The sequence below is a fragment of the Actinoplanes sandaracinus genome (assembly GCF_030009775.1).
Taxonomy (GTDB): Bacteria; Actinomycetota; Actinomycetes; order Mycobacteriales; family Micromonosporaceae; genus Actinoplanes; species Actinoplanes sandaracinus.
In genome coordinates, this window is the sequence record NZ_JASCTH010000033.1 from 1 (window position 1) to 25,130 (window position 25,130).

The 25,130-nt window shown below is 65.3% G+C and carries 21 protein-coding genes, 1 tRNA gene and 1 pseudogene; 9 read left to right on the forward strand and 14 right to left on the reverse strand.

Going from position 1 to position 25,130, the window contains the following annotated elements:
- Positions 1–423 precede the first annotated feature (423 nt).
- Positions 424–3,486, forward strand: coding sequence for a BPTD_3080 family restriction endonuclease (locus QLQ12_RS37865; RefSeq protein ID WP_282765746.1), 3,063 nt, complete (start codon positions 424–426; stop codon positions 3,484–3,486).
- A complete protein-coding gene (locus QLQ12_RS37870; RefSeq protein WP_282765747.1) occupies positions 3,486–6,176 on the forward strand; it encodes a site-specific DNA-methyltransferase in 2,691 nt (896 codons plus the stop codon). Before QLQ12_RS37865 ends, QLQ12_RS37870 begins: the two co-directional genes overlap by 1 nt.
- On the opposite strand, the gene QLQ12_RS37875 is transcribed toward QLQ12_RS37870, so the two are convergent.
- Both QLQ12_RS37875 and QLQ12_RS37880 read right to left on the reverse strand, forming a co-directional pair.
- Positions 6,164–7,288: a caspase family protein gene (locus tag QLQ12_RS37875; protein ID WP_282765749.1), complete on the reverse strand. Its 1,125-nt coding sequence runs from the start codon at positions 7,286–7,288 to the stop codon at positions 6,164–6,166. The two genes, QLQ12_RS37870 and QLQ12_RS37875, sit on opposite strands and share 13 nt — an antisense overlap.
- A gap of 35 nt (positions 7,289–7,323) precedes the next feature.
- Entirely contained in the window at positions 7,324–7,686 is a 363-nt protein-coding gene (locus QLQ12_RS37880; protein ID WP_282765750.1) for an effector-associated constant component EACC1, read from the reverse strand.
- Positions 7,687–7,912: 226 nt separating this feature from the next.
- Here QLQ12_RS37880 and QLQ12_RS47220 point away from each other — a divergent pair, with 226 nt between their 5' ends.
- Positions 7,913–8,176, forward strand: a complete 264-nt coding sequence (locus tag QLQ12_RS47220) for a transposase (RefSeq protein WP_407651678.1) — start codon at positions 7,913–7,915, stop codon at positions 8,174–8,176.
- 32 nt (positions 8,177–8,208) lie between these two features.
- Positions 8,209–8,454: a transposase gene (locus QLQ12_RS47225; protein ID WP_407651679.1), complete on the forward strand. Its 246-nt coding sequence runs from the start codon at positions 8,209–8,211 to the stop codon at positions 8,452–8,454.
- Positions 8,455–8,648: 194 nt separating this feature from the next.
- On the opposite strand, the pseudogene QLQ12_RS37885 reads toward QLQ12_RS47225, so the two are convergent.
- A pseudogene (locus tag QLQ12_RS37885) lies at positions 8,649–8,774 on the reverse strand (IS5/IS1182 family transposase); the annotation flags it as partial.
- 380 nt (positions 8,775–9,154) lie between these two features.
- On the opposite strand from QLQ12_RS37885, the gene QLQ12_RS37890 reads away from it, so the two are divergent.
- The gene (locus QLQ12_RS37890; RefSeq protein WP_282765751.1) at positions 9,155–9,835 is read left to right on the forward strand and encodes an IS6 family transposase; all 681 of its coding nucleotides are present in this window, start codon (positions 9,155–9,157) and stop codon (positions 9,833–9,835) included.
- Positions 9,836–9,951: 116 nt separating this feature from the next.
- Here QLQ12_RS37890 and QLQ12_RS37895 read toward each other — a convergent pair whose 3' ends face one another.
- The 3 genes from QLQ12_RS37895 to QLQ12_RS37905 form a co-directional block, all read right to left on the reverse strand.
- Complete coding sequence (locus QLQ12_RS37895) at positions 9,952–11,262, reverse strand: MFS transporter (RefSeq protein ID WP_282765752.1); 1,311 nt, start codon at positions 11,260–11,262, stop codon at positions 9,952–9,954.
- Complete coding sequence (locus tag QLQ12_RS37900; protein WP_282765753.1) at positions 11,259–11,891, reverse strand: winged helix-turn-helix domain-containing protein; 633 nt, start codon at positions 11,889–11,891, stop codon at positions 11,259–11,261. The genes QLQ12_RS37895 and QLQ12_RS37900 overlap by 4 nt, the downstream gene beginning before the upstream one ends.
- A gap of 663 nt (positions 11,892–12,554) precedes the next feature.
- A complete protein-coding gene (locus tag QLQ12_RS37905) occupies positions 12,555–12,896 on the reverse strand; it encodes a hypothetical protein (RefSeq protein ID WP_282765754.1) in 342 nt (113 codons plus the stop codon).
- Positions 12,897–13,284: 388 nt separating this feature from the next.
- On the opposite strand from QLQ12_RS37905, the gene QLQ12_RS37910 reads away from it, so the two are divergent.
- The 3 genes from QLQ12_RS37910 to QLQ12_RS37920 all read left to right on the forward strand — a co-directional run bounded on the left by QLQ12_RS37910 (position 13,285) and on the right by QLQ12_RS37920 (position 15,885).
- The gene (locus QLQ12_RS37910; RefSeq protein WP_407651680.1) at positions 13,285–13,839 is read left to right on the forward strand and encodes a DUF3631 domain-containing protein; all 555 of its coding nucleotides are present in this window, start codon (positions 13,285–13,287) and stop codon (positions 13,837–13,839) included.
- Between the two features lie 601 nt (positions 13,840–14,440).
- Entirely contained in the window at positions 14,441–14,680 is a 240-nt protein-coding gene (locus QLQ12_RS37915) for a helix-turn-helix transcriptional regulator (RefSeq protein WP_282765755.1), read from the forward strand.
- Complete coding sequence (locus tag QLQ12_RS37920) at positions 14,641–15,885, forward strand: site-specific integrase (protein WP_282765756.1); 1,245 nt, start codon at positions 14,641–14,643, stop codon at positions 15,883–15,885. The genes QLQ12_RS37915 and QLQ12_RS37920 overlap by 40 nt, the downstream gene beginning before the upstream one ends.
- 159 nt (positions 15,886–16,044) lie before the next feature.
- Here the strand turns inward: QLQ12_RS37920 and QLQ12_RS37925 are convergent.
- The 3 genes from QLQ12_RS37925 to cmk all read right to left on the reverse strand — a co-directional run bounded on the left by QLQ12_RS37925 (position 16,045) and on the right by cmk (position 18,295).
- Positions 16,045–16,118: transfer RNA gene (locus QLQ12_RS37925), tRNA-Pro, on the reverse strand.
- 51 nt (positions 16,119–16,169) lie between these two features.
- The gene (gene der, locus QLQ12_RS37930; protein ID WP_282765757.1) at positions 16,170–17,603 is read right to left on the reverse strand and encodes a ribosome biogenesis GTPase Der; all 1,434 of its coding nucleotides are present in this window, start codon (positions 17,601–17,603) and stop codon (positions 16,170–16,172) included.
- On the reverse strand, positions 17,600–18,295 hold the full coding sequence (gene cmk / locus QLQ12_RS37935; protein WP_282765759.1) for a (d)CMP kinase: 696 nt from the start codon (positions 18,293–18,295) through the stop codon (positions 17,600–17,602). Before cmk ends, der begins: the two co-directional genes overlap by 4 nt.
- A 116-nt stretch (positions 18,296–18,411) precedes the next feature.
- Here cmk and QLQ12_RS37940 point away from each other — a divergent pair, with 116 nt between their 5' ends.
- Complete coding sequence (locus QLQ12_RS37940) at positions 18,412–19,074, forward strand: enoyl-CoA hydratase-related protein (RefSeq protein WP_282765760.1); 663 nt, start codon at positions 18,412–18,414, stop codon at positions 19,072–19,074.
- 138 nt (positions 19,075–19,212) lie between these two features.
- On the opposite strand, the gene QLQ12_RS37945 is transcribed toward QLQ12_RS37940, so the two are convergent.
- From QLQ12_RS37945 to QLQ12_RS37965, 5 genes are all read right to left on the reverse strand, one after another.
- Positions 19,213–20,154, reverse strand: a complete 942-nt coding sequence (locus QLQ12_RS37945) for a DMT family transporter (protein ID WP_282765761.1) — start codon at positions 20,152–20,154, stop codon at positions 19,213–19,215.
- A 206-nt stretch (positions 20,155–20,360) separates the two neighbouring features.
- Positions 20,361–21,299: an LLM class flavin-dependent oxidoreductase gene (locus tag QLQ12_RS37950; RefSeq protein ID WP_282765762.1), complete on the reverse strand. Its 939-nt coding sequence runs from the start codon at positions 21,297–21,299 to the stop codon at positions 20,361–20,363.
- A gap of 76 nt (positions 21,300–21,375) precedes the next feature.
- The gene (locus tag QLQ12_RS37955) at positions 21,376–22,458 is read right to left on the reverse strand and encodes a 5'-methylthioadenosine/S-adenosylhomocysteine nucleosidase family protein (RefSeq protein WP_282765763.1); all 1,083 of its coding nucleotides are present in this window, start codon (positions 22,456–22,458) and stop codon (positions 21,376–21,378) included.
- 10 nt (positions 22,459–22,468) lie between these two features.
- Entirely contained in the window at positions 22,469–24,106 is a 1,638-nt protein-coding gene (locus QLQ12_RS37960) for a hypothetical protein (protein WP_282765764.1), read from the reverse strand.
- Positions 24,107–24,185: 79 nt separating this feature from the next.
- Positions 24,186–24,956 (reverse strand): DUF5919 domain-containing protein, encoded by a 771-nt coding sequence (locus QLQ12_RS37965; protein WP_282765765.1) that lies wholly within the window; start codon positions 24,954–24,956, stop codon positions 24,186–24,188.
- Positions 24,957–25,130: the final 174 nt, after the last annotated feature.

The following is a 25,130-nucleotide window of genomic DNA, read 5'->3' on the forward strand; positions in this document are numbered from 1 at the left end:
ATGCCGCGGCGGGCTCGCGGATCACGCACCGCGGCCAGCGCGGCGTCAAGCCCAGCGGCGGTTTCCGGCACGGTCAGAGCCGGTGCATGAGACAGAGACGAGATCAGCGATGATGGCAGTGCGGGCATGACTCACTTCGGACGATCAGCATGGCGTAGGAACCTTGATGATCTTCTGAACCGGTCATGCCCGTCTTGCTGTCACTACCAGCGGCGCTTCTATACCTAACCAGCCAAATCGGACAGCACTGCGACTTTGCCGGGGCCCTGCCTTGACGCCGAGGGTGAGTAGTTCGCCGTGCACGCGCTGGATCAACATACTGGTACCAGTGGACAAGCGAGCGAGCCTAAAGGTCAGACCGTAACGTCAGGTATAAGCTGTTGCCCATCCTGCGATGCCGAACTCAGCTTGGGGGGACCAGCGGTGAGCGACCGGGTCATCGACAACCCGATTATCAACTCACCGTACGGGCGCCCGAACCGCCACTTCGCCTTCGACAGCGATGGGATTACCGATCGGATTGAAGATGGCCGACGACCATCGAGCTTCTTTATCCCGGTACCAAGGCCCCGCAAGCGGGGACAGCAACTAGAGTTGCAGGTCTTCACCCAGGATGACATCCGGCTGAACAAACAGGTCAACGATGTCCGTGAACGCGTCGACGCATGGCGGGAAGCCGGTTGGCCCAACGTCACGCCGACGACGCGGCGTCTGCTGGAATACTGGAGCGACCCCGACCGGGACAATAAGCTGCTGTTCTGCCAGCGTGAGGCTGTCGAGACGGCGGTCTTCTTGGCCGAAGGTGCGACTAAGTGGCACGGGAGCTGGATCAACAACGACCTTGACGCGCATAACGCCGAGTACAACAACGGACTGTCACGCGTCGCGCTGAAGATGGCGACCGGCACCGGCAAGACGATCGTCATGGCGATGTTGATCGCCTGGCAGACGATCAACAAAGTACATTCCCCGTATGACAAGACCTTCGCCAAACGGTTCCTGGTGGTCGCCCCTGGGCTTACCATCCGTGACCGGCTTAGGGTGCTGTTGCCGGAGGATCCCGGCAACTACTACCGGGAACGGGATCTGGTGCCGGCCGAGTTCATCGACGACCTCGGCCAGGCAAAGATCGTCATCACGAACTTCCACTCGTTCCGGCTTCGCGAGACTCGGTTCGGCCGCAGCGCTACTGGGAACACCAAGGCGCTCGTGGCACCTGGGCGACCCAACCCGTTCCTCGAAACCCCACCACAGATGGTCAGCCGGGTGCTGCGGGAACTCGGCGGGTCCTCGGAGATCGTCGTCTTCAACGACGAGGCTCACCACTGCTACCGTGGCCGCGTCGGTGAGCCCGAACCCGACGCCGACACCGTCGAGAACCTACACGGTGATGAGCGCAAGGAGGCCGCAGACCGTGCCGAGGAGGCTCGGGTCTGGTTCAGCGGCTTAGAGGCGATCCGGTCCAAAGTTGGCATCAAGAAGGTGTACGACCTGTCCGCCACACCGTTCTTCCTGGCCGGCTCAGGCTACCGGGAGGGCACCCTATTCCCATGGGTGGTCAGCGACTTCTCCTTAATCGACGCCATCGAGGCCGGCATCGTCAAAATCCCTCGAGTGCCGGTGGACGACAACCGGGTAGCCAACCGCGTCACGTACCTGAACCTGTGGGAAGAGGTGCGGGATTCACTGCCCAAGGGCGGCCGCAAGTCCAATCAAGGTTTTACCTCCGCTGACCTGCCCGGCGCGTTGACAGGTGCCCTGCACAGCCTCTACGGCTCCTACCAGAAGGCTTTTGAGGCATGGGAGAAGTCGGAAGCGGCCTCGCATGGCCAACCGCCACCTGTATTCATCGTGGTGTGCAGCAATACCACGGTCTCGCAGGCGGTCTACGACTGGATCGGCGGGTTCGATCGGGAGCAGGGTGGTCACGTACTGCCGACTGCGGGGCAGCTCCCCCTGTTCAGCAACGTAACTGACGGGCAGTGGCTGCATAGGCCACGGACAATCCTCGTCGACGCCGCGGAGTTCGAGTCCGGCAAACTGTCACCGGAGTTTCGCGGTGCAGCGGCACGCGAGATTGCCGAATTCAAGCAGGACTACGCCGACCGCTTCCCCGGAAGAACAGCGGAAGGCATCTCAGACGTCGAACTCCTTCGAGAGGTGATGAATACCGTCGGTAAACCGGGAAAACTCGGCGAACCCGTACGGTGCGTCGTCAGCGTCTCCATGCTGACGGAGGGCTGGGACGCCAACACCGTTACCCACATCCTTGGCGTTCGCGCTTTCGGAACTCAGCTGCTGTGCGAACAGGTGGTTGGCCGTGGCTTGCGACGAGTCTCGTACGTCGCTGACGAGGAGGGGATGTTCACTCCGGAGTACGCTGACGTCTACGGCGTTCCATTCCAGTTCATTCCGACTGTGGCCGTGACGCGTGAATTGCCTATGAAGCCGATCCGCAACGTACGCACCGAGCCCGATCGCGACGCCAAGAAGCTGGAGATCACGTTTCCGCGTGTGGTGGGCTACCACTTGGAGATGCCGGACGTGCCGCTGATCGCAGACCTCTCCGATCCTGATCTGCGGATGGCGTTGTCGAAGGCAGACCTGCCAACCGAGACCACGGTCGCAGGGCAGGTAGGTGAGGAAGCCGTGCATGGACTTGAACAGTTAGAGCGCTATCGCGGACGGCACGTTGCCTACCGGTTGGCCAGTGAGGTGCTCCGGCGGAAGCTACGCACCGAGAACGGCGACCTGCGGCCCTGGTACTTCCCGCAAGTCCTGACGATCGCTCAGCAGTGGCTGCACCGCTGCGTCGACATCCGTGATGACCAAGCCATCGGACTGATTCTGCTGCGCGAGGCCGAGGCCGTGGAGAAGATCTGGCAGTCGATCACGTGGCAGGGCGGGCGCCGAGAGCGTTGGGTATTGCCAGTGCTGCGTTCCGTGGACCCGATCGGAACGACGTCGAACGTGGACTTCCGGACGACCCGAGACGTTTGGCCGACGAATCCGAAGCGTTGCCACGTCAATCTCGTGACCCTCGACGGCAAGGACGGCAATGCCTGGGAGCGTGCCGTGGCGCAGGCTATTGAATCTCTACCGGAGAACCAGGTTGCCGCGTACGTGCGTAATGACCATCTCGACTTTTTTGTCCCGTACGAACATGCCGGCCGGAGCCGGCGGTTCTATCCGGACTTCCTGGTGAAAATCGCTGATACCGGTGACGGTATCACCCGCACCCTGATCGTTGAGGTGTCTGGCGGCCGCAAGTCGCAGTCCGAGGCATCGCAGAAGGCCTGGGCCGCCCGCAACCTATGGGTTCCCGCGGTCAACAACAGCGGCAGGTTCGGGCGATGGAGTTTCTGCGAGCTTCGTGACCCCACCACGGCCAAACGAGATCTACGCCCAGCCATCGATGCCTTGTTCGCCCAAATCGGCCTCTCGGAGATCACCGATGCCGTTTCCGTCGAAGAGGAACTTGTTTGATGCCCGCAAGGAGCCGCAAGCCTGCCCCTGGCACCGCACCCGTTCAGGCTATTGCGCACCCCGCAGCACGCAGGATCAACCTACCGACCGCGGACGGCCACGAACTCGTTTCGACGGACGCAGCCCGGATCGAGCGGGTTATCAAGGATCGCGATCCCAGCCTCGACCCTCAACTGGTCTGGATCGGCAAAGAGTCACAGGACGCCGAAGACTTGGTTGTCGAGGCGCCTCCGATCTACATCCAGGAAAAGATCGCCCCACGCACCCTGGTTGAGGAACTGCGCAAGGCCAGCGAACAATCCAAGCCGACTGAGCACGAGCAACTCGGCCTCTTCGCCAACGACTATGAGAGCTTCGACGGCCTAGATGGATGGCAGTCGGTCGAGTACTACCAGCACGAAGCCAACTGGTCCAACCGCATGATCCTCGGGGACTCCCTGCGGGTTATGGCGTCACTAGCGGAGAAGGAGCGGTTGCGCGGCAAGGTCCAAATGATCTACATCGACCCGCCGTACGGAATCAAATTCGGCTCCAATTGGCAGATGTCCGCGCGCAAGCGAGACGTAAAAGACGGTAACCTCGCCGATGTAACTCGCGAGGTCGAGCAAATTAAGGCGTTCCGGGACACCTGGGAGTTGGGAATCAACTCCTATTTAGCTTATCTGCGTGATCGACTGGTAATTGCTCGTGACCTACTTACTGAGTCCGGGAGCGTGTTCATCCAGATTGGCGACGAAAACGTTCATCTTGTCCGTTGCTTGCTGGACGAAGTCTTCGGACCTGAAAACTTTGTTTCTCTGATTACCTTTCGTAAGACAACCGCGGCGACTGCAGAGTTCCTTGGGGGCGTAGTCGATTATGTTATTTGGTATGCGAAGGATAAATCCAAGCTTAAGTACCGTCAACTTTACGCGGCTAAAACGATAGCTGGTCAAGGTGGCGGCCAATACACCAGAGTTGAACTTCCCGATGGACGGCGGGTTTCTGCTCGGGCGGCAGGCGAAGAAGTCGGGCGACCCTTCCGGATTGATAATCTAACTAGCCCGCGAGTTCGGGAGGCGCGGACCGGCTACTACCCGGTTGAACTCGATGGCCGGGATTACCTGCCCGGTGCTGGGGAGTGGAAGACGCATCGCGACGGTATGGAGCGTCTGAAGCTGGCTCGGCGTCTCTTGCCTGCTGGGAATACGTTGTGTTACGTGCGGTTTATTGATGACTTCCCTGCGTTCCCCTACAGCAACTTTTGGGAAGACACAGTAACGTCTGGTTTTGCCGACCCTAAGGTCTACGTTGTCCAGACGAACACCAAAGTTGTAGAACGATGCATGTTGATGTGCACTGATCCGGGAGATCTAGTGCTAGACCCGACCTGTGGGTCCGGTACCACGGCCTACGTCGGCGAGCAGTGGGGGCGGCGGTGGGTCACCATCGACACCTCGCGCGTCGCAATTACCCTCGCTCGACAGCGACTAATCGGCGCGAAGTATCCGGCCTACGTCCTTGCCGACTCGGCCGAAGGGCGAGATAAGGAACGTGAACTAACAGGCGCTGAGCTACCGACCACTCGGCCCGCCCACGATATCCGCAAGGGTTTTGTTTACGAGCGCGTACCTCATATTACTCTGAAATCTATCGCCAACAATCCAGACATAAAGGAGGGTATGAGTCGCCAGGAGATCGATGCAGCGATTACTCGGCACGCCGAGACGGAACTTCTCTACGACCGGCCGTACGAGGACAAAAAGCGCATCCGGGTCGCTGGCAGATTCACCGTCGAAAGCCTGTCGCCCCACCGGTCGGCAACCTTTACGATCGGCAACGAGAGTTCCGAAGGCACTGATGTCGACGGATACCTGAAGACGATCATCGACAACCTTGCCAAGGCGGGCGTGCAGAACGGGTGGCGAAACGAGCGACTCGAGTTCGCGGCTCTTGCCCCACACCCCGGAAGGTTGATCCATGCAGAGGCAGCTCGCCGCAACGGCGATGATGGCACATCAGCGCGCATTGCGGTCAGTATCGGGCCTCAATATGGCACGGTAGACGCGGACTGGGTCAAGGATGCAGCGCGAGAGGCACTCAAGGGCGTCGGCTTTGACCTGCTACTTGTGTGTGCTTTCAGCTTCGATGGGCGGGCAAGCGCGGCCGCGGACGAGTTTGCTCCGGACGGCAATGACTTCGCCACGGTCGCGGAACAACGACAGCTCGGGCGTCTCCCGGTGCTACTGGTTCGGATGAATGCGGATCTTGCGATGGGCGACACGCTTCTAAAGAAGACAGGTACGGCTAACCTGTTCACCGTTTTCGGGGAGCCGGACATCGTTACCGACCCGGCACCCGACGGCATCGTGGTCGAGATCCGCGGCGTTGACGTCTACAACCCCACTACCGGAGAACTTCGGCCAGATAACGGCGTCGATGACATCGCCCTATGGATGATCGACACCGACTACAACGAGGAAGAGTTCTTCGTCCGGCAGATCTACTTTGCGGGCACTTCAGGCAAGCCCGATGGCCTCGACCCGTACTCCCGGCTACGGAAGGCACTTCGCGCGCAGATCGACGAGTCTGCTTGGGCTAGCCTATACGGCCATCGGTCTCGTCCATTCCCTCGCCCTGACTCTGGAAAGATCGCAGTAAAGGTGATCAATCACTATGGCGACGAGGTCGTCAAGGTCTACGAGGTTTGAGCCGGCGGCTGGTACCCATACTCGGCCAGCCGGCTCCGGGCGATCTCCAGCTCGTCATCTGAGAACAGTCCGGCGAACCGTTCCTGCAGCATGACCGCCTCGGCTGAAAGGTCGAGGCGGCCCTTCTCCCAGAGCGAGCTGAAGCCGCTGGAGACTGAACCTGCCCGTAGGAGTCGCCGAGCCGCTTCCAGACCGCCAACTTCCTCGACCATCCGTAAGAAGTAGGCGGCGTTGTATCCGGCCTCCCGCTTAGCCTTGCGGTAGACGTCCAACATCGCGGTGTGAAACTCGGCAGTGACATTGGGATCATCCTCGGCAGCTCCTTGTCGGCGCGGCGAGGTAGCCCGACTCCGACGCTGTTCGAGCACAGTCCGTGAGCCACCAGAAGGACGATTCTCAGGCTGGTACGCCGCATTACGCGCCAGCGCGATCCGATCGGACAGGCCCGTACCAAGATGCTGAGGTTGGGGCAAGCCGCGGCGCATCAGTCCACGGCTCAGCGCGGGAAAGATGTCACCGAGAGTCAGCAGGGAGCCGCCGCCCGGGATACCTCGCTTCAGCAGGCCGACCAGCTCTCCGGTGAATGCTGTGTAGGCCGCGCCTACTGGCGCAACCGCTGAAGAGTATGCCGGTGCCGACGCGAGAGTGTAGGTGCCCTTGATATCAAGTTCACCGATCACCGCCGAGGCAGCATTCGACATTGCCTCCGCCGCGTGCCCCGAAAAGCAACAATCGAGGATCAGGATTCGGTTGTGCGCGGGGCTGTCGGCCAATGCCGACCGGAGCCATTCCATGGGGACTCCCGAGTAGCGAACTCGGCGAGAGTCCGGATCCGTGGTGGTCACGGCCAAGAACGGATTACCGCGTTGGCCGAGCACACCATGGCCGGCGTAGTACAAAACGAGTGTATCCAGAGCTTCGCTGACAACCGTGTCGATCGCATCCCCAACCTGCTGAGGAGTCGTCGGCTCGGCAACCTGCTGGCAACCTTCCCGATCGAGGCAGCCGCCGGCCGGATCGCTGAGCACATCGACTAGCCCCTGCAGGTTGTTGGCTACCGAAGGTAGATCGTGAAGATCGGGATGATCGAACCGCGAGGCCCCGATGAGCAACGCTCGAGACCTGCGTCGATCCGGCAGCCTTGCGTTCACCGCGCCGTCTGGTCTGAGTTCATCGAGTCGTAGAGATCCTTCACCGCTGCTGCGCTGCTGGCGTCGACCTCCACCCTGCGGATGATCTCGCCAGACTCGGCATGTGTGACTTCGATGCAGATCCGCGCACGACGCGCTTGCAACCATGTCGTCAAGACACTGATCAACACAGCACCGGCTCCACCGCTTCCGAGAGCCACGGAGAGGACCTCGACGGCGCCGCCCATCTCGTGAGACTCCGGTCGCCGTGACTGCGTTTTGACGTGCCCACGCAACTCGTCGGTACGTTGAAGCCAGTCGAACAGCGAGTACAAATCGTCCGGTTGTCCGTCTACCAGCGACACGTTGATCAACGTCATGTAGACATTATCCATCCTTGGAGCAAGCCCGAGAGGGCCAACTGATCCACTGTCGACACCAGGTTGTGTTTTGTAGATCTTGAGGGAAGATCTTGACTGTTCTCGATGTTGATCGAGGCGTTATGAGCGCACGATTTGAACTCACTGACGCCGAGTTGGTTCTTCTCCAGCCACTGCTGCCGCAGGACTGGCCGCGTGGTCACCGCTGGAACGACCACCCACGGTCATCTCCGGGATCTTGTTTCGAGAGCGCACCGGCATCCAATGGCGTGACCTGCCACCCCGATTCGGGAACTGGCAGACTGTCTACCAGCGTAAACGACGCTGGGCACTGGACGGGGTCTGGCAGCGTATCGCCGAACGGCTACGTCTAGACGCCGACGCCGACGACCCGGAATGGACCCTCGGCATCGACTCCACCGTCGTCCGCGCTCACCAGCACGCCGCCGGCGCCCGCCACCAGCCACCGACTGACCTTTCAAAACCCTGACGGCGACCGGCCCGGCCACCGAACCCGAAGCCCTGGGCCGTTCTCGGGGCGGGTTCAGTACCAAGCTGCACCTGGCCGCCGACCTGCGCAGCAGACCCGTCTCCCGGTCGCTGACCGCAGGCCAGCGCCACGACCGCATCGGCTTCGACGATGTCATGGCCGGTATCCGTATGCCCCGCCGTCGCGGCCGGCCCCGCATCCGGCCCGCCCGGCTGCTGGGTGACAAGGCGTACTCTGTCGCCGCGATCCGCACCGGCCTACGCCGACGACACGCGTGACCTGAGTGCGAACCGGCACCGGGCCGCGATGGACCTCGACGTGCCGGACGCGAACGCGGTATCGCTGCGACCATTCCCGAACGCCGTGACCAGCAGAACAGAGGACTGCCACTGGACCGAGGTCGAATGGATCTTCCTCGACGGCGTCGTCCGCAAGTGGAATGACATCCATAACACACCGCGCGACATCCAGCGGCCTGGCGTCCGGGGTCGAGTCGCCGCCACCGGGATCGGCGCTGCTTGCGATGGCTGCGGACGCGGTCGGCGAGGTGGTTCAGGGTCCGACTGGACAACGAGATCGTGGACGGGTAAGACAGCATGGCGAGGCTCCCGGTCGGGGCATCGGGTTTTGGTCGATTTGCTGTCCTACCTGGAGCCTCGCCCTCGTCGATCACCGACCCTGGCCACCGGGCTCTGACCTGCAAGATCAGGTTGGAAAAGGCTCAGTGGTCAGGGCCTCTGCGAGGTAGGGATATGACCGGATCGCGAGGTTTGCTGTAGTCGCGCCGGTATCCGGCGGTACGTAGAAGAGCGCGGCCTTCGGTTGATCATTCAGGTGTTTAGGCCTCGGTGGTGCTGGCCGGGCTGGAAGGGCGCTGTTGCATTGAGCGATCGGGTGCCGCGGTGTCGGCTCAGCCGAGTGGTCAGGCACTGTTGATCGGTGAGGTCTTCAGCCCGATCGCGTTCGTGGTCTGCTCCGTTGTCGGCGTTCGCGGGGTTTCGGTTTCCGCCGGAGGTGATCGTGGTGGCGGTGCGCTGGTACCTGCGCTACAACCTGTCGTACCGCGACGTCGAGGAACTGCTCGCCGAACGCGGTATCGAAGCCGATCACGTCACCGTCTACCGGTGGGTGCAGCGGTTCACCCCGCTGCTGGCCGACGCGGCCCGGTTCACCCGCCGCGCTCCGGGTGACCGCTGGTACGCCGACGAAACGTACGTCAAGGTCAACGGTGTCTGGCGGTACGTGTACCGGGCCATCGACCAGCACGGGCAGGTCATCGACGTGCTGGTATCAGCCCGCCGCGACGCAGCGGCGGCTCGCCGGTTCTTCACCCGCACCCTGAAGGCGTTGAAGACGGTACCGGCCGAGGTCGTGACCGACGCCGCAGCCGTCTACCCCGCTGTCCTCGCCGACCTGATCCCGGCCGCCTGGCATCACGTCGAACAGTACGCGAACAACCCGATCGAGGCCGATCACAGCCGGCTCAAACACCGCCTCCGATCGATGCGCGGCCTACGCACCGACCGGACCGTCCAGACCGTGATCGCCGGACACGCCTTCGTCCAGAACCTGCGCCGCAGACACTACGAGATCGCCACCGAAACCCCACCCCGGCTACGCGTGGCCGCCACGTTCACCGAACTCGCCACCACGATCTGACCACGCCGCCTCGCCAGGCCGAACACGTCCCCCGATCGACCAACGCAACAGAGCCCTACTGCTTCATCAGCTTTCCCTCCTGGCCGCGACGTGGTCAACCGTCGCCGGTGCCAGGATTAAGCGGACCCGGCTTCCTGTTCGATAGGGCGCATGGTGCGGATGCCGCGGCTGAATGTCGCCGCGATGGCTGAGGTGGCGACGCCCGCGGTGAACAACAGCAACGCTGCGGGGCCGCTCCAGGTGGCGACGAACGTGCCGGCCAGGATCGGCGCGGCTGCGGCGGCCGATGTCGCGCCGAGGAGGATGACGCTGACCACCCGCCCCTGCAGTTGATCGGGTGTGATGGCGGCCTGGTGGCCGAAGAGAGCGGCGTTGCAGGCGGGGCCCAGGAAGACGGCGAAGGCGATCGGGATGGCGGCGGCGACGCTGGCGGTGAACAGGGCACTGAGCGCGACCAGTGCCACGGCTGCCCAGCAGATCACTCGTACCAGCACGGCGAGTCGTAGCCGGCGCTGCAATGCCGGTGCCATGACAGCCCCGGTCAGTCCGCCGACTGCGATGATCGTGTCGACGAGGCCGATGACGGCGGGTTCGGTGCCGTGCTGCTGCAACATGATGATGATGGTGAAGATGGCGCCGCTCAGAGCGAAGTTCAGGGGTGCGGCGATGATCAGCACCGCGCGCAGGAACGGGTTCGCCAGGACGAAGCGCACCCCCTCGGCCAGGGCGGTGGTGTGCCCGGCGGGCGGTTCTTCGCGTGCGGCCTGCAGGGGCCGGCGAATGAGGACGACGCCGGCAAGCGAAGCCAGGTAGGTGAGCGCGTTTCCGGCGAACGGTAGTGCGTGTGCCAGCCCGAACAGAAGCCCACCCAGAGGTGGGCCGGCGAGGCTGGCGGCGTAGGTGCGTGCTTCGTTGCGGGCGACGGCGGTGGGAAGTTGGGCCGGCGTGACGATGCTGCGTAGTGCGGCGTGTTCGACCGTGCTGAAGAACGTCTGCCCCACCGCGTCGACGAGCGCAACGACAATGATCACGGTGATGCTCGCGTGTCCGGTCCATAGTGCGGCGGCGAGGCCGGTGAGCGCGAGGAGCCGGATCAGATCGCAGATGATCATGGCGCGGCGGCGGTTCACTCGGTCGGCGAGGACTCCGGCTGGCAGTCGGCAGATCAGCCGGACGACCAGGGACAGGGTGCCGAGCAGTCCGGCTTGCACCGGCGAGCCGGTAAGCACGAGTACCAGCAGTGGCAGGGCCAGCGTGGATACCGATGCGCCGAGGTCGGACAGTGTTTGGCTGGTCCAGAGCAGGTTGAAGTCCCGGTTACGCCATAGGCTGGGAGCCGGAGCGTTCACCCCGGCGGGTCCGGAGTTGCTCATGGCCGACGGCTCGGCGCCGGGTGTCTTCGTGCTGTTGCTGGCAGGCCATGTCATTGGGGCGCCCTCCGCGGGTACGCCTGCATGAGCACGACCACGGTTTCTGCGTCGTCGGCCGGCTGGTCCTTCAGGTCGTGCCGTTCGATGACCTCTTGGATCTCGTCCTGCATCGCAGCCAGGCGTGCGGGGGTCAGGCGGACCACCCTGTCGCCGCCGCCGGCGGCTTCGCGCCAGGCGGGATTCCACTCACCTCGGGCGACCTGCTCGCGGTACACGTCGACGAGGTTGTCCCAGACCCGGGCGGCGGTCTGTTCCAGGGCCCGAATCGCTGCCGCGCCGTCCGGGCCGAGGTTGTCCAGATTGTCGGTCCAGTGAGTGCTGTCAGTAGCGGACTTCCACCACCGTTCTCGTCCGTGCCGGCCCTTACCGAGTTCCGGGGCTTCGACGACGAAGCCGTGGCGGGCGAGTAGCCGCAGGTGATGGCTGGCCTGCCCGGAGTCGGTGCCGAGGCGCCGGGCGAGCATGGCGGAGGTGGCAGGGCCGTCGACCCGCAAAGACCCGATGATCTGCATCCGTAGTGGGTGAGCCATGGCGCGCAACGTCTCGACTTCGGTGAGGTGCGCCTGACGCCGTTCCGCTTGGCTCGGGCGTGCGGGTGGATCCTCGCGGTTGCTGGGTGCCGGCATGCGGTGCAGAGTAATTGATGCATAGGGTCTCTGCAATAACCTGTCTCCAACAGCGGTCTGCTCAGATCCGCCGCCCTCGTTTCCAGATGCAGGCCGCCTAGAGTCGGTCAGGCCGGTGTAGGCGTTGTCGGCCCATCAGGGCTAGCTCCGGGTTGCACTCGCGGAGATCGTCACGCGGCGTCCGCCAACCGGCATACGCGCCACCATCCGCTTCTGCCGACGAGAGGGCGTTGAGGAATAGGCTCCAGGTCAGTTGCGGCTTGGTACGTTCATGATCTCTGGAATCGTTAGAAATCAGTCTTTGTGCCGGTGGGCGGACGAATCTCGACGCGGTTCGCGTCCTTATCAATTGCGCGGACCAGCAATTCTGCATTGACGCCTGTCGCCGGTAGCGGGGTCGCGCCATCGAGCCGGAGGGCGCGCTTGCGTACCAGATCATGACAGGTAAGAGAACCTGTGACCTGCTGTCAGTCGTGCGAGTAGGCCGGATAGGGAGTTGCCAGGGCGCCCCAGGGGGCGAACAATGATCCGAGCACCTGCCGGTCGATGATCCAATCCAGTCCGGGCTGAACCGAATCCCGAAACGCGGACCGCCAAAAGCTGCCAGCAGAGTGATGCAGCACACCACGAATCATATCGAAAACCATGACAGGAGGAGCAGGTTCAACTGGTGCCCAAAGTGCGGCACAGCAGGGCCTTCGCCGTCCCGCGTCGCCGCAGGAGCCGCACCGCCGCAACGCCGGCGCCCGGCACCAGCATCCATGCCGGAAGGAACAGGCTGGCCCATTCGAAGGTCCCGCCCCAGCTGTCCGGCTGAGCCCGCCAGATCGTGAATACCACAGCCGCTACCACCAGAATGCCGAGCCACGCCATTCCGGACCAGAACCATATGATGCGGGATCTCTCTGTGATCGATATCACCCCCAGCGGGAATGGGGCAGCGGCGGCGACAAGAAAAATGATAGGGCCGTAGACAACTGCGTAAACAGTGGCTGGATTCGTCACCTGCCAACGGTATCGGATCAAGGGGGGAGCCCTTCCGGCAACAGCCGGTTGAGTGTGCGTACCGCCCAGTATTGGGCACGTCGAGCCCTCTCGAAGACGTGGATGATGGCGGTTGCAGAGGCTGCAGAAGCAATGCGCCGTCGCTACCCGGCCCATCCGTGCTTGCTGCTGGTAGTTCTTGCCGCGACGAGCGGGCGTGCGCACTCCTGGTCAACCAGTAGCGCCCCAAGATGACGATGAGCGCTCGCGGCCCTCTGCGATGGAGCGGTGGTAGAGCCTCCTCGGCAGGTGCGCTCATACGGCGAGCGTATGGCCGCTATCAGCGAGTACTCGAAGCACGTGTACCAGCGACGGCTCCAGAGCGTTTGCGGAGCTGTCCGTCGCCGCGATACGTCCGGTTCGCCTATGGGCAGCCCGCAATCCGAGGACTCCAGCAGATGCACTGGCTCGTCTGCTCCAAGACGCGGACGGCTCAGTTCAATGGACGCGTTGCTGCAGGCCCGAACGTGCCCGCCGTGCCGCGCAAGCCCTGACCGCCGCCCGGGAAGGCGACACCGACTACTCCGACCGGCACAAGGTGCTGATCGACTGCCGCACCGTCTTCGAGAGCTTCGACGCGATGCCCAGCACCGTGCTGCTCGAACGGCTCAAGGCCCTACCCGAATCACCATGGGCGGACTACAACAACGGCGCCGGCCTCACCCCGATGAAACTCGGCCTCCTGCTCAAGGAGTACGACATCACCTCGGACAACATCACCTTCAAGCCGCCGGTGGGCCGGATGAAGGGCTTCCACCGAGCCCCGTTCGCCGACGCGTGGCAGCGCTACTGCACGCGTGAGGAGAAACCCGCTTCCCAGCCGTACAAGCCGTACAAGCCGTACGCGGACCCCCAAACGCCCAGCTCAGACAACGTACGGCTTTTCCAGTCCCGTACGGCTTAAGTCGTACGCGGACCGCCGTCGGACAGGGTGTGTACGGCTTAGCCGTACGCGGGCTTCGCAAGCCGTACGCGGGTTGAGCTGCGAAAACGTAGATCGCGTACGGCTTGTACGGCTTGGCCACTCCAGCAGCACACGTACAAGCCATACGCACGGCAAGCCGTACGCGATCTCGATAAGCCGCATCACCGCAGCTCAAGCCCCGTTTGATCCACTCTGGAGCCCAGCACCAAGCGGTACCCGAGGGCCATGCGTACGGCTTAGCCGTACGCGGGCTCCGCAAGCCGTACGCGGGCTGAGCTGCGAAAACGTAGATCGCGTACGGCTTGTACGGCTTGACCCCTCCACCAGGACCCCAACAAGCCGTACCGAGAACTGACGACAACCCGTCAGAAATCAGCCCGCTGAGAACAACGCTGCCGCATCCGCGCACCCAGCTACCCGCGACATAGCCCGATCATGGCTGTACGGCGCTCTCAACGGGTCGTTCAGAAGCTCGCTCGGGTGGTATCACTACCACCCTTACTCGAACTACCCCAGGCGCAGAACGGGCGCGAGGGCCGTTCTGCGCGGCCCAGACCCGCTCTCCACGGAGGCATTCACCATGCGACTCAGACTGTTGGCCGGCGTCGAGGCGACCGCCCCGACCGACGCCGAACTGATCACTACGGAAGAGTTGGCGAAGATGCTCCGAGTCGACCCGTCCAGCATCCGACGGTGGCGCACTGCTCGACCGGTCCAAGGACCGCCGTTCATCCAACTATCCGAACGCGTGATCATGTACTCGATCGAGGATGTTCGAGAATGGCTGGTCAGCCGGCGGACCACCCCGGAGGCAGCGTGACCAGCACCGCACAACACCCGCCCCTCGGTGTCTCGATTCGCTCCGATGTAGAGATCCGCGAGGGGCGACCGAAGCCGTACAGGGCACGCGTGCGTTGGACCGATCCGTCAACCGGTGATCAGCGGTCCAAGTCGAAATCAACCGTGACGCCTGAAGAGGCTCAGACGTGGATCGACGACATGGTGCGAGCGGCTAGCGGCGGGATCAACCCCGCCGCAGCCACTCAGCACTTGGTCGACTACGGCACGGAGGTGATGCCCCTGGCCATCCGCGGACTGGAGCGCAAGACGCTCGATCCGTACCTCGCCGGCTGGCGACTCCGCATCGTGCCGAGCCTCGGTCACATCCCCGTACGAATGATCACCAACGGCGTGGTGGACCGGGCCGTCTACTCGTGGATCGAGGACGAGTGCAGCCGGTCAACCATCAAGAACACCCTTGCCATGCTGGTCAGAGTGCTCGAGCAGGCCGTGCGCGATGGCTTGGTGGACCGCAACGTGGGACAAGTGAAGGGTTGGCAACGCGCGTACCAGCAGGCCGAGGACGAGTTGGACGATCCGCGTTCGCTTGCCCTACCGGACTGGGAAACGCTGATCACCCTCGCGGATGCCTTGGTCGCACGGTCGCACGGTCAGTTCACCGGGTGGGGGCACGTCGTCCTCTTCGCCGGATGTACGGCGGCCCGCATCGGCGAGGTGTCCGGCGTCCGCGCCGGTGACATCGACCGGCGGACGTGGACGTGGACCGTGCGGCGACAGACCACACCCGGACCGGGTGGCTTGATCGACAAGGGGACCAAGGGCAAGCGCGCCCGCAAGGTGCCGATTATCGAAGAGGTTCGACCGATGGTCACCGAGCGGCTGGACTCGGCGACCGGACCGGATACGCGGCTGTTCACCGGTCCGCGCGGCGGCCGAATCAGTACCGCAGTGCTGCGGGATGCGACGCACTGGGACGAGGTGGTCACCGGGTTGGGGTACGAGCACCTACGCCGCCACGATCTGCGGCACACCGGCCTGACGTGGATGGCCGATGCCGGGGTCAAGGTGCACGTGTTGCGCAAGATCGCCGGGCACGGATCACTCAGCACCACACAGCGGTACCTACACCCGGATCAGCGCTCGATCGACGAAGCGGGCGATGCTCTCAGCGCGCACCTGCGTCCCCCGCGTGCCCCCGCTACTCCTCGGCTACATGCGGTCTGAGCAGGACACCAAGAAGGTCAAGAGGTCCGTGAACGTGTCGTCTGGTCCCTAAACGGTCCCCAAAGAGGACCAAGCAAGTAGGAATTTGAGGATCAGCCAGGAAACGATTAAGGCCGTTGACCAGGTGATATACCTAGGTCAACGGCCTTACTTGATCGGTCGGGCTGACAGGATTTGAACCTGCGACCCCTTGACCCCCAGTCAAGTGCGCTACCAAGCTGCGCTACAGCCCGATCCCGCCCGGAACATCAGCCCCGCGCGACATCTCCTACAGACTAGCAACATCACCCGTGGGCTTTTCCGCGACCCCCCGGCCCTGTCTTCTTTCGGGGTTTCACCGAGACCTCGATGGGGGTTCCCACGAAGCCGAACTCTTCTCGCAGCTTGCGCTCGATGAAGCGCAGGTAGCCGGCGTCGAAGGGGCCGGTCGTGAAGAGCACGAACCGGGGCGGCGCGACGCCCGCCTGGGTGGCGAACAGGACGCGCGGCGCGCGGCCGCCTCGGACCGGGTGAGGGGTGGCCTGGGTCAGGGCCGTCAGCCACTGGTTCAGGTGGCCCGTCGGGATGCGGGTCTCCCAGGACTGCAGGGCTCGCCGGATGGCGGGGGCCAGCTTGTCGACGGCCCGGCCCGTCTTGGCGGAGATGTTGACCCGGACCGCCCACGTCACCCGTTTGAGGTCGCGGTCGATCTCCTTGTCGAGGTAGAACCGGCGGTCCTCGTCGACCAGGTCCCACTTGTTGAAGGCGATGACCAAGGCGCGGCCGGCCTCGATGACCTGGGTGATCACCCGCTGGTCCTGCTCGCTGATCACCTCGCCGGAGTCCAGCAGGACCACCGCGACCTCGGCGGCCTCGACGGCGCCCGCGGTGCGGAGGGCGGCGTAGTACTCGGTGCCCGAAGCCTGGTGGACTCGCTTGCGGAGGCCCGCGGTGTCGACGAACTGCCAGACCTGGCCGTCCATCTCGACCAGGCTGTCGACCGGGTCGACGGTGGTGCCGGCGACGGAGTCGACGACGGCGCGCTCCTCCTTGGCGACCCGGTTGAGGAGGCTGGATTTGCCGACGTTGGGCCGGCCGACCAGCGCGACCCGGCGCGGGCCGCGGGGGCCGCCCTCGGTGACGGCGGGCGTCGGCGGGAGCGCGTTGAGGATGTCGTCGAGCAGGTCACCCGAGCCGCGGCCGTGCAGGGCGGAGATCGGGTGCGGCTCACCGAGGCCCAGGGACCACAGCGAGACGGCCTCGAGTTCGAGGTTCTGGTTGTCGGCCTTGTTGGCGACCAGGATCACCGGTTTGTGGCTGCGGCGCAGCATCTTGACCGCGGCCTCGTCGACATCCGTGGCGCCGACGGACACGTCGACGACGAAGACGACCACGTCGGCGGTCTGGACGGCGATCTCGGCCTGGGCCGCGATGGCCGCGGCCCGGTCTCGGGCGTCCGGTTCCCAGCCGCCGGTGTCGACGACGGTGAAGCGGCGGCCGGTCCACTGGGCGTCGTAGGGGACGCGGTCCCGGGTGACCCCGGGTTTGTCCTCCACGACCGCCTGGCGGCGACCGATGATGCGGTTGACCAGGGTCGACTTGCCCACGTTGGGGCGGCCGACGACGGCGACGACGGGGACCGGGCCGGAGAAGTCGTCTTCGGCGGCCGGGTCGTCTGACGAGAAGTCGAACCCGCCCTCGAAGTCGTTGAGATCGAGGCCGGCGGGAAGTTCAGTCACTTACATACCTTGCTGTTCAGCAGATGCAGGAGGTGGGCGACGACGTCGTCGATGCCCATGCCGGTGGTGTCGACCTCGACGGCGTCGGAGGCCTGCTTGAGCGGGTCGACGGCGCGGCTGGAGTCGAGTTTGTCGCGGCGGGCCAGGTCGGCCTCGGTGGCGGCGACGTCGGTGGCGTCCTCGGCGCTACGCCGGGCGGCGCGGGCGGCGGCGGACGCGGTCAGGTAAACCTTCAGGTCGGCGTCGGGGGCGACGACGGAGGCGATGTCGCGGCCCTCGACGATGATGCGCGGGTGGCCGGTGATGATGGCCTGCTGGAGAGCGACCATCTGCTTGCGGACGGCGGGGACGGCGGCGACGGCGGAGACCGCGCCGGTGACCTCGGGCCCACGGATCGCGGCGTCGACGTTGGTGCCGTTGGCGGCGAAGTGCGGAGCGAGCGGGTCGGTGCCGATCGACAACTCGGTCTCCAGCGCGATCTTGGCGATCGCCTCCGGGTCGGCGAGGTCGGCGCCGGCCTGGAGCACGGCCCAGGTGACAGCCCGGTACATGGCGCCGGTGTCAAGGTAGACCCCGTCGACAGCCGTGGCGAGTCGTCGGGAAACGGTAGATTTGCCCGACCCGGACGGGCCGTCGACGGCCACCACGCACTGTCCCGGCCCGCGCCGTTCCGGCCGTTCCTGAAGTGCCACCGTTCCTCCTGAGGGGTTCACCGCACACCAACCCTCCCATTGTGCCCGTGCATGGAGCCATCGACGAACCGGGGCCGGTCCGCTATGTTACTGGCAGGTAACTAAGGAGGCCTGTCATGCCGACCCTGGACCGCCACGACGACGTCTACGTCCTCGATCTCGGCGACACCGAGAACCGCCTGCACCCCGACCTGATCGCGGGCGTGAACGACCTGCTCGACGAGGTGGAGAAGGGATCGTTTCCGGCCGCGCTCGTCACCACGGCGACCGGTAGGCACTATAGCCTCGGGCTCGACCTCGAGTGGCTGACCGCACACCCGCACGAGCGCATGGTGTACCTCATCTCCGTACAACAGCTGCTCTCTCGCCTGCTCACGCTGCCGATGGTGACCGTCGCAGCGATGCCCGGCCATGTATTCGCCGGAGGCGCCATGCTCTCGCTCGCCCATGATCTGCGCGTCATGCGCGCCGACCGGGGTTTCTGGTGCCTGCCGGAAGCGGACATCAACCTGCCCTTCACTCCCGGCATGAGCGCCCTCATCCAGGCGCGCCTCACTCCCCAGACCGCGCACGAGGCGATGGTCACCGCCCGCCGTTACGGCGGCACCGACGCCGCCGAACGCCACATCGTCGACCATGCCGTCGCCGCCGGCGACGTCCTTCCGACAGCGATCTCCCTCGCCCGGGCGCAGGCCGGCAAGGCCGGGCCCGCCCTCGCCACGATCAAAACCCGCCTGTACCCCGGCGTCCTGCAGGCGCTGGCCTCACCCCAGATCTAGTCGTACGACCGCCGCGCCCCACCGAGCGCAAGAGGCCTCCGCCACTCCCCCTGGTGAACGTCGTCATGCCCGCCGGTGGGCGGGCGCCGCATGGGAAGAGCGGCACGGCACCCGGTCCCGGCAGTCCCGCGCCCACGGTCACCGCGCCGGAGTCACCGCCGGAGCCGGCTCGTCCCGCTGCGGTGAGCCGTCGGCGCCACCGCTCCCCCGGATGCGGGACACCGCCACCCCGGCCAGGCACATCGCGCCGCCGGCCAGGGTCAGCCAGCCCGGAACCTCGTCGAGCACCGCCCAGGACAGCGCGATCACCACGACCGGAACCGCGTAGGTCGTGGAGCCCATCCGTCCCGCGGTGGTCCGGGCCAGGGCGTACGCCCAGGTGGTGAAAGCGATCGCGGTCGGGAACACACCCAGGTAGATCACGTTCAGAGTGATCGCGAGCGGCGCCGCCGCCACGTCGGCGATCAGCCGGCCGGCGAACGGCAGGCACGCCACCGCGCCGATCACACAGCCGAACGTGGTCGCCTGCAGCGCGGTGGCGTGCCGCAGCGCCGGTTTCTGCGCGACCACGCCGCCCGCATAGGTGACCGCGGCGACCAGGCACAACACCACACCCAGCACCGACGCCCGGCCGCCGCCGGACATGGACAGGCCGACGATCACGGTTCCGGCGAACGAGACGGCGATCCCCGCCAGCAGCCTCGGCGGGAAGCCCTCGCGCAGCAGCCAGCCGGCGAGCAGGGCCATCACCGCCGGGCCGACGTTGACCAGCATGGCGGCGGTTCCGGCGTCGACGAGCTGCTCACCCCAGTTCAGGGCGACCATGTAGACCCCGAACCAGATCACCCCGGAGGTCACGATGCCCGGCCACGCGGCGCGCGGCGGCAGGCCCTGACGGCTGACGGCCAGGAAGATCAGCAGAGTGACGGCGCCGGCGAGCAGCCGGCCCAGAGCGAGCGAACCCGGCGAGAAGTACGGGGCGGCGGCCCGGATGCCGACGAACGCCGACGCCCACAGGACCACCGTGACGGAGGCCGCGATGACGGCGGCGCGCGATGGGCGTACGAAATCTGGGGTCATGAAGAGAAGCCAAGCGTGCCGCGCGCCGCCACGCTAGCGAAAATCGGACGTTGCGGTGTGCGCCGAAGTGTCCGTCCGGCGATCGGCCGGTGGCGCGCGACGGTGTGCGGCGGCCCGCGGGGAAGGCGGGCCGCGCCGGCGTCGGCGCGGTCCGTCCCGGCGCTGCGCCACGGCAGGCCAGCGGCCGGGGTCGCCAGGTGACGGCGCTATTGAATCCGCTGCTCAGCGGCGCCGAAGGGGAGGAGGCCCAGGGATGCGACGGCGTCGAAGGCGTCGGCCCGGACGGCGAAACGGGTGATGCCCCACCGCTTCTCGTGACGCTCGACGGCGGCACGGATCTCGGCGGCTGTGCCGATCAGCGCGAACGGCGCGTCCAACAGATCAGGAACGGACAAGGCGAGCTCTTCGGCGTACGGGGCCGCGGTGGCCTCGGCATCGTCGGTGATCTCGACGAACTGCACCAGCGCCTCCAGCGCTGGTGGCGCGTCCCGGCCGGCGGCGCCGGCGGTGACCTGCTCGATCTGGGAGGCGATCTGATCCGGACTCCAGCGGACGGCGTGCCGGTGACCGTCGGCGAGGGTCCGGCCGAGCCCACTCAGCCCGACGATGTCGGCGTGCGCGCCGGCCCAGTGCAGCATGCGGGAGTTGGAAGTGCCGAGGGTCAGCGGGATGCGGGCCTGGACCGGGCGCGGCCGCGCGAGGTGCGCCTCGTGCAGGTCGAGGTGCGGTGTGTGAACGGTTACGGTCGCGCCGTCGAGGAGGGCACGGACGGCTTCGGCCACGGCGAGACAGCGGTCGACGCGGCCCCGCACGTCGGGACGCTCCCGGCCGACGGCGAGCCACTCGGCGGGCGTGTGGCCGGCGCCGAGGCCGAGACGGGCCCGGCCGCCGGAGACGACGTCGAGGGTGGCGACGTCGGCGGCCAGCAGGAGCGGCTCGCGGACGCCGGCGTTGGAGACATAGGACCCGAGGCCGATCCGGCTGGTGACGGCCGCCGCCGCGGCGAGGGCGACATAGGGGGCGGCGCAGGAGCCGGGATGGTCGGCGGCCTGGAGGGTGTCGAAGCCGGCGGCCTCGGCGCGGGCGGCCAGTTCAAGCCACGAGGCGGCGTCGGCGGGCTGCGCCTGAAGCGCGAACGCGGTCACCGTCCGAGCCTTTCAGCGGGAACGAGATGGCGGGAAGCGATTCTGCGGAAGGCAGAGGAGCGTCTCGGCGGAGACCTCACACGTGCGAACGAAGCCCGGACGGCAGCAGAGTGCTGAGAAGGGCAAGGAGCACCTCGGCCGAGGCTCGAGCACCGAAGGCCTTGAACCGGTCGTCCTTGTCGAGGTCCGCGTGGTCCATCACGCCTTTGACAACCAGCCAGTGCGGCACCCGCAGTTGGTGTGCGACCGTGGCGATGGTCGCGGCCTCCATCTCCAAGGCGAGGAGCTTGCGTTGGCTGGCCTCCAGCCAGGTCCAGATACGGGAATCGGCCATGACGGAGCTGCCACTGGCCATGGGCCCGGCCAGGACGACGAAGGGTAGTTTGTCCGGTCCGTCAACGGTGTCGTACAGGGTTCGTTGGATATGAACTCGGCCAGCGTGCGTCAGCGCCCAACCAGCGTCGTGCCGTTCGATCAGACCGTCGAACTGCAGTCGCTCCAGTCGGGTGGCCCACGTTGACGGAGGAAAATATCGCTGACGCGCCGGATGCGTCCGGGGGTCCTGTCCTTTGAGAAGCCTCTCCAGAAGCCACAGCGTGGCCTCCACCTCGCTGGCAACGCCGTGACTGGGCAGACCAGACGGATCGAAATCCTGCACGGCCCTGAGCCACCGATGGTCCTGGGGGAACTGCTGATGATCGGCGCGGAAATCACCACCGGCGTGTTTGCCCTCGTCCCATTCGTAAGCCGGCGAGGCGACGATGACGTCACCTGGCGCTGTAGCCCCTGGGTTACCCGCGCAGACCCCGCACATGGCCAGACATGTGGGCTGCAGCTTGTTGGTCAATGTGGTGGCGATGGGACCGGTGTGCCGCCCGCTCTGCCCGATGGGCCGGGCAAGTGCTACCGAGATGGAGCCGCTCGTACCGGATCGGAATTTGGCACTGACATACGGCGTGTCACCTCCGGCATCATGTTGCCGCCAGTGCGAGAAGCCGGCCGTTGCCTTGACGGCGTCGAATTCTTCTTTCAGCGCGGTGATGACCAGAACGTCCACGCGGCTTCGGCGGTCTTCCCGTTGGCCCGTCATGACGGTGTTGGTGACCTCTCCCCCGTTAACGATCAGGTTGCCGCCTACATTGATGCCGTTGTTCCGCATGCGGGGCTCCTCAGCCATCCAGAGGTTCACCGGTTCGGTTGGAGACGCTACCGTCGGTCACGGTCATGTCGTGGCCGACGAAAATGCCGTTGTTGTTGAGGACGGTGGCTCGCTGCGCCCGGACCTCCGAGGTGTCCACATCATGTTCATCGAGGAAGTCGAGGACGTGAGCGAAGACCCGGCTCTCGATGAGGCGCCGGAATTTGAGGATGTCCTGACGCTGGGTGAAATTGCGGAGCTTGTCACGCGTCCCCATCTGCCGCACGCTGACGCGGGCGCCGTAGTCCTTGCGCCGAGACATCGAGCGGCCGGTGCCACTGCCACGTCCGGTCATGTCGATCAAAGACCGGATCAGCCGGCCCGGCGCCCGGACAATGGTGCGGGGCGTCTCCCGGACGGCAGTGTTCGCGGCACGCAGCCACGCCCAGGGCCCGGTACCACCGTCGGCATCGACAATGCGATACCGCTCGTTGCAGGGCGCCATGGTGGTGCTGGTGACCTCGAGGTAGAGCGAGCGTCCCTGGACCGCGATGTGGACGTAGACCGTCGTCACCACGTCGCCGCCCCATGACACGACCTGGCATGCAAGGTAGTGCCGAGCCGGATTGGTGGGGTTGCGGATGACATCATCCATTTCATCAGGCGCGGTCACCGTGGTACGAGGACCGTCCTCGCGAGCCGACTGAAAGATGAGATCGTCGACAGTGAGGTCGGGGATGGACACCTCGGCGGACGTGTCGAGCGTCAGCTCTCTGAGATGACGGCGAACGTAGCCGACGATCTCGGTGGCCGTGAAGGGAGGATGATCGAATTCGCGCTCGCCTTCAGCGGTTCCTCTGAGTCCAGCGACCAGGTCGTTCGGCTGTTTGTGGACAAGGCGCTGCGCGAATCCCCACGTCGACACCACCTCCCCCGCGCCGATGAACGGCTCGAAGTTGCTGTAGACGACGGTGTTTCCGGCTTGCTGCTCGAGGATGGTCTGCTTGCGTGCATTCCAGCGGATCGGCGGCGGCTGCCCGTGGAGGGTGAAGTCCTCGATGCGCTTCTGTCGCCACAGGGCAAAGATCGTGGGCAGCACCAGTGCCGCCGGAGCGACCAGCAGCGCCGCTCCGCTGGTGATGCTGCCGCCTCCCGTGAAAGCGGCGGCGGCGGAGGCGGCGGCCTTGCTGGCCAGAATGATGAGAACAATCCACGCCGCGGCCCAGCCCAGCAGAAGGAGCAGAGCGCGGGCAGGGCTCTTGGTCGTGTCGACCGCCGTGCCCGCGCGAGCACGGCCCATGAAGTCCCGGGCCAGCCGCCATGCCGCCGCTGTGACACGCAGACAGATGAGAGCCACTCCGAGCACCGCGGTGGACACCCAGTTGAGATAGGTGGCGACCGCCAACATTCCCACGATCGAGGCGTCGCGCCAGGTCGTGAGGTTGCGGGCACGCAGGCAGTGCTCGAGGACGGTGACCAGGTCAAACCCGTAAGAGGGCGCGGTGAAGCGTTTGTGCTGGTAGTAGACCTCGCGCAAGCATCGATCCCGGAAGTACGGGTCGATGTAGGCACCGGCGCAGAGGTACCTGGTTGCCGAAGTCGTCTCCGCACTCGGCGGCGAGTGCACCGCGGCGGGAGGCGGCGCGACTTCGGTCGTCTGCTGAGTCATCACACCGTCCAGATCTCTCGGAAGGACAGGTTAATGTCTGATTGACACAAAGAGACGCTAGAGGTGAACAGGCTTCATGTCAACTGGACATTAACCCCGCCTCGTCGACGGGCCGCACCTCTTCGGCGGGACGCCCCACGCTCCACAGGCGGTCGAACTCATCGATGAAGTGCCTGACGATCCCAGCGTCCCGGTCGGCACGCAGCGCCAGCACCGGCTCAAGCGACTCACATCGGTGCGAGTAGATGTCAACCCGCATCAGACCATGCCGCGCCTCCACATCCTGGGCCAGCATCCCGAAAGCCGGCACAAAGTTCAGGAGCCGCACCTCCAAGGACCCCGGGCCCGACCGCGCCCGCAATTGGCGCAGCATGTCGAGGCTGGACCGTAGCCGGTGATCGAAAACCGCCACGTTGTCGGCCATGGAGCTACGCCGCGCGGCCTCAGCGAGGGTCTCGGGCTCCGGCGCGATCAACAGGATACGAACGGTCGCGCCGGCATTCAGCCGCCCGAGCAGGACACCGTACGTGTTCCGGATCGTTCGCCCCAGCGTGACACCCAGAAGGCGAACATCCTTCGCCGCGCTGAGATCGACTTCAGAGCCGCACCCCGACGGCTCCAGGACGCGGGCGTGCCCCGCACGATCACCAAGGTCACGTCCGAGCTCGGCGACGGAGCGGTCCATCGCGCTCAATGCAGAGCGGCCGCGCAGTGAACTCACCGCGAGCAGGCCCAGAGTGGCGAGAGTGGCCCCGCCGGTCACCTCTGGATCGATCACGTCGAACGCACCAAGAACTCCGACGATGATGGCGATGGCGATCGTCAGCGCCGAGTCGAGTACGCGATACATCAGGCAACCACCCGCAGCTTGAAGTGTCAGGGAGCCCACTCAGCGTAGCGCGTTTATGTCAGTATGACACTAACTCAGGAGATGATCGCCATTGATGCAGGTCACGGTGGGCGCGACGAGCGCGAGTCGCGAGCCCCCGGCAGCGGGGGGGGGTGCGCCATTTTGGCGGGGTGA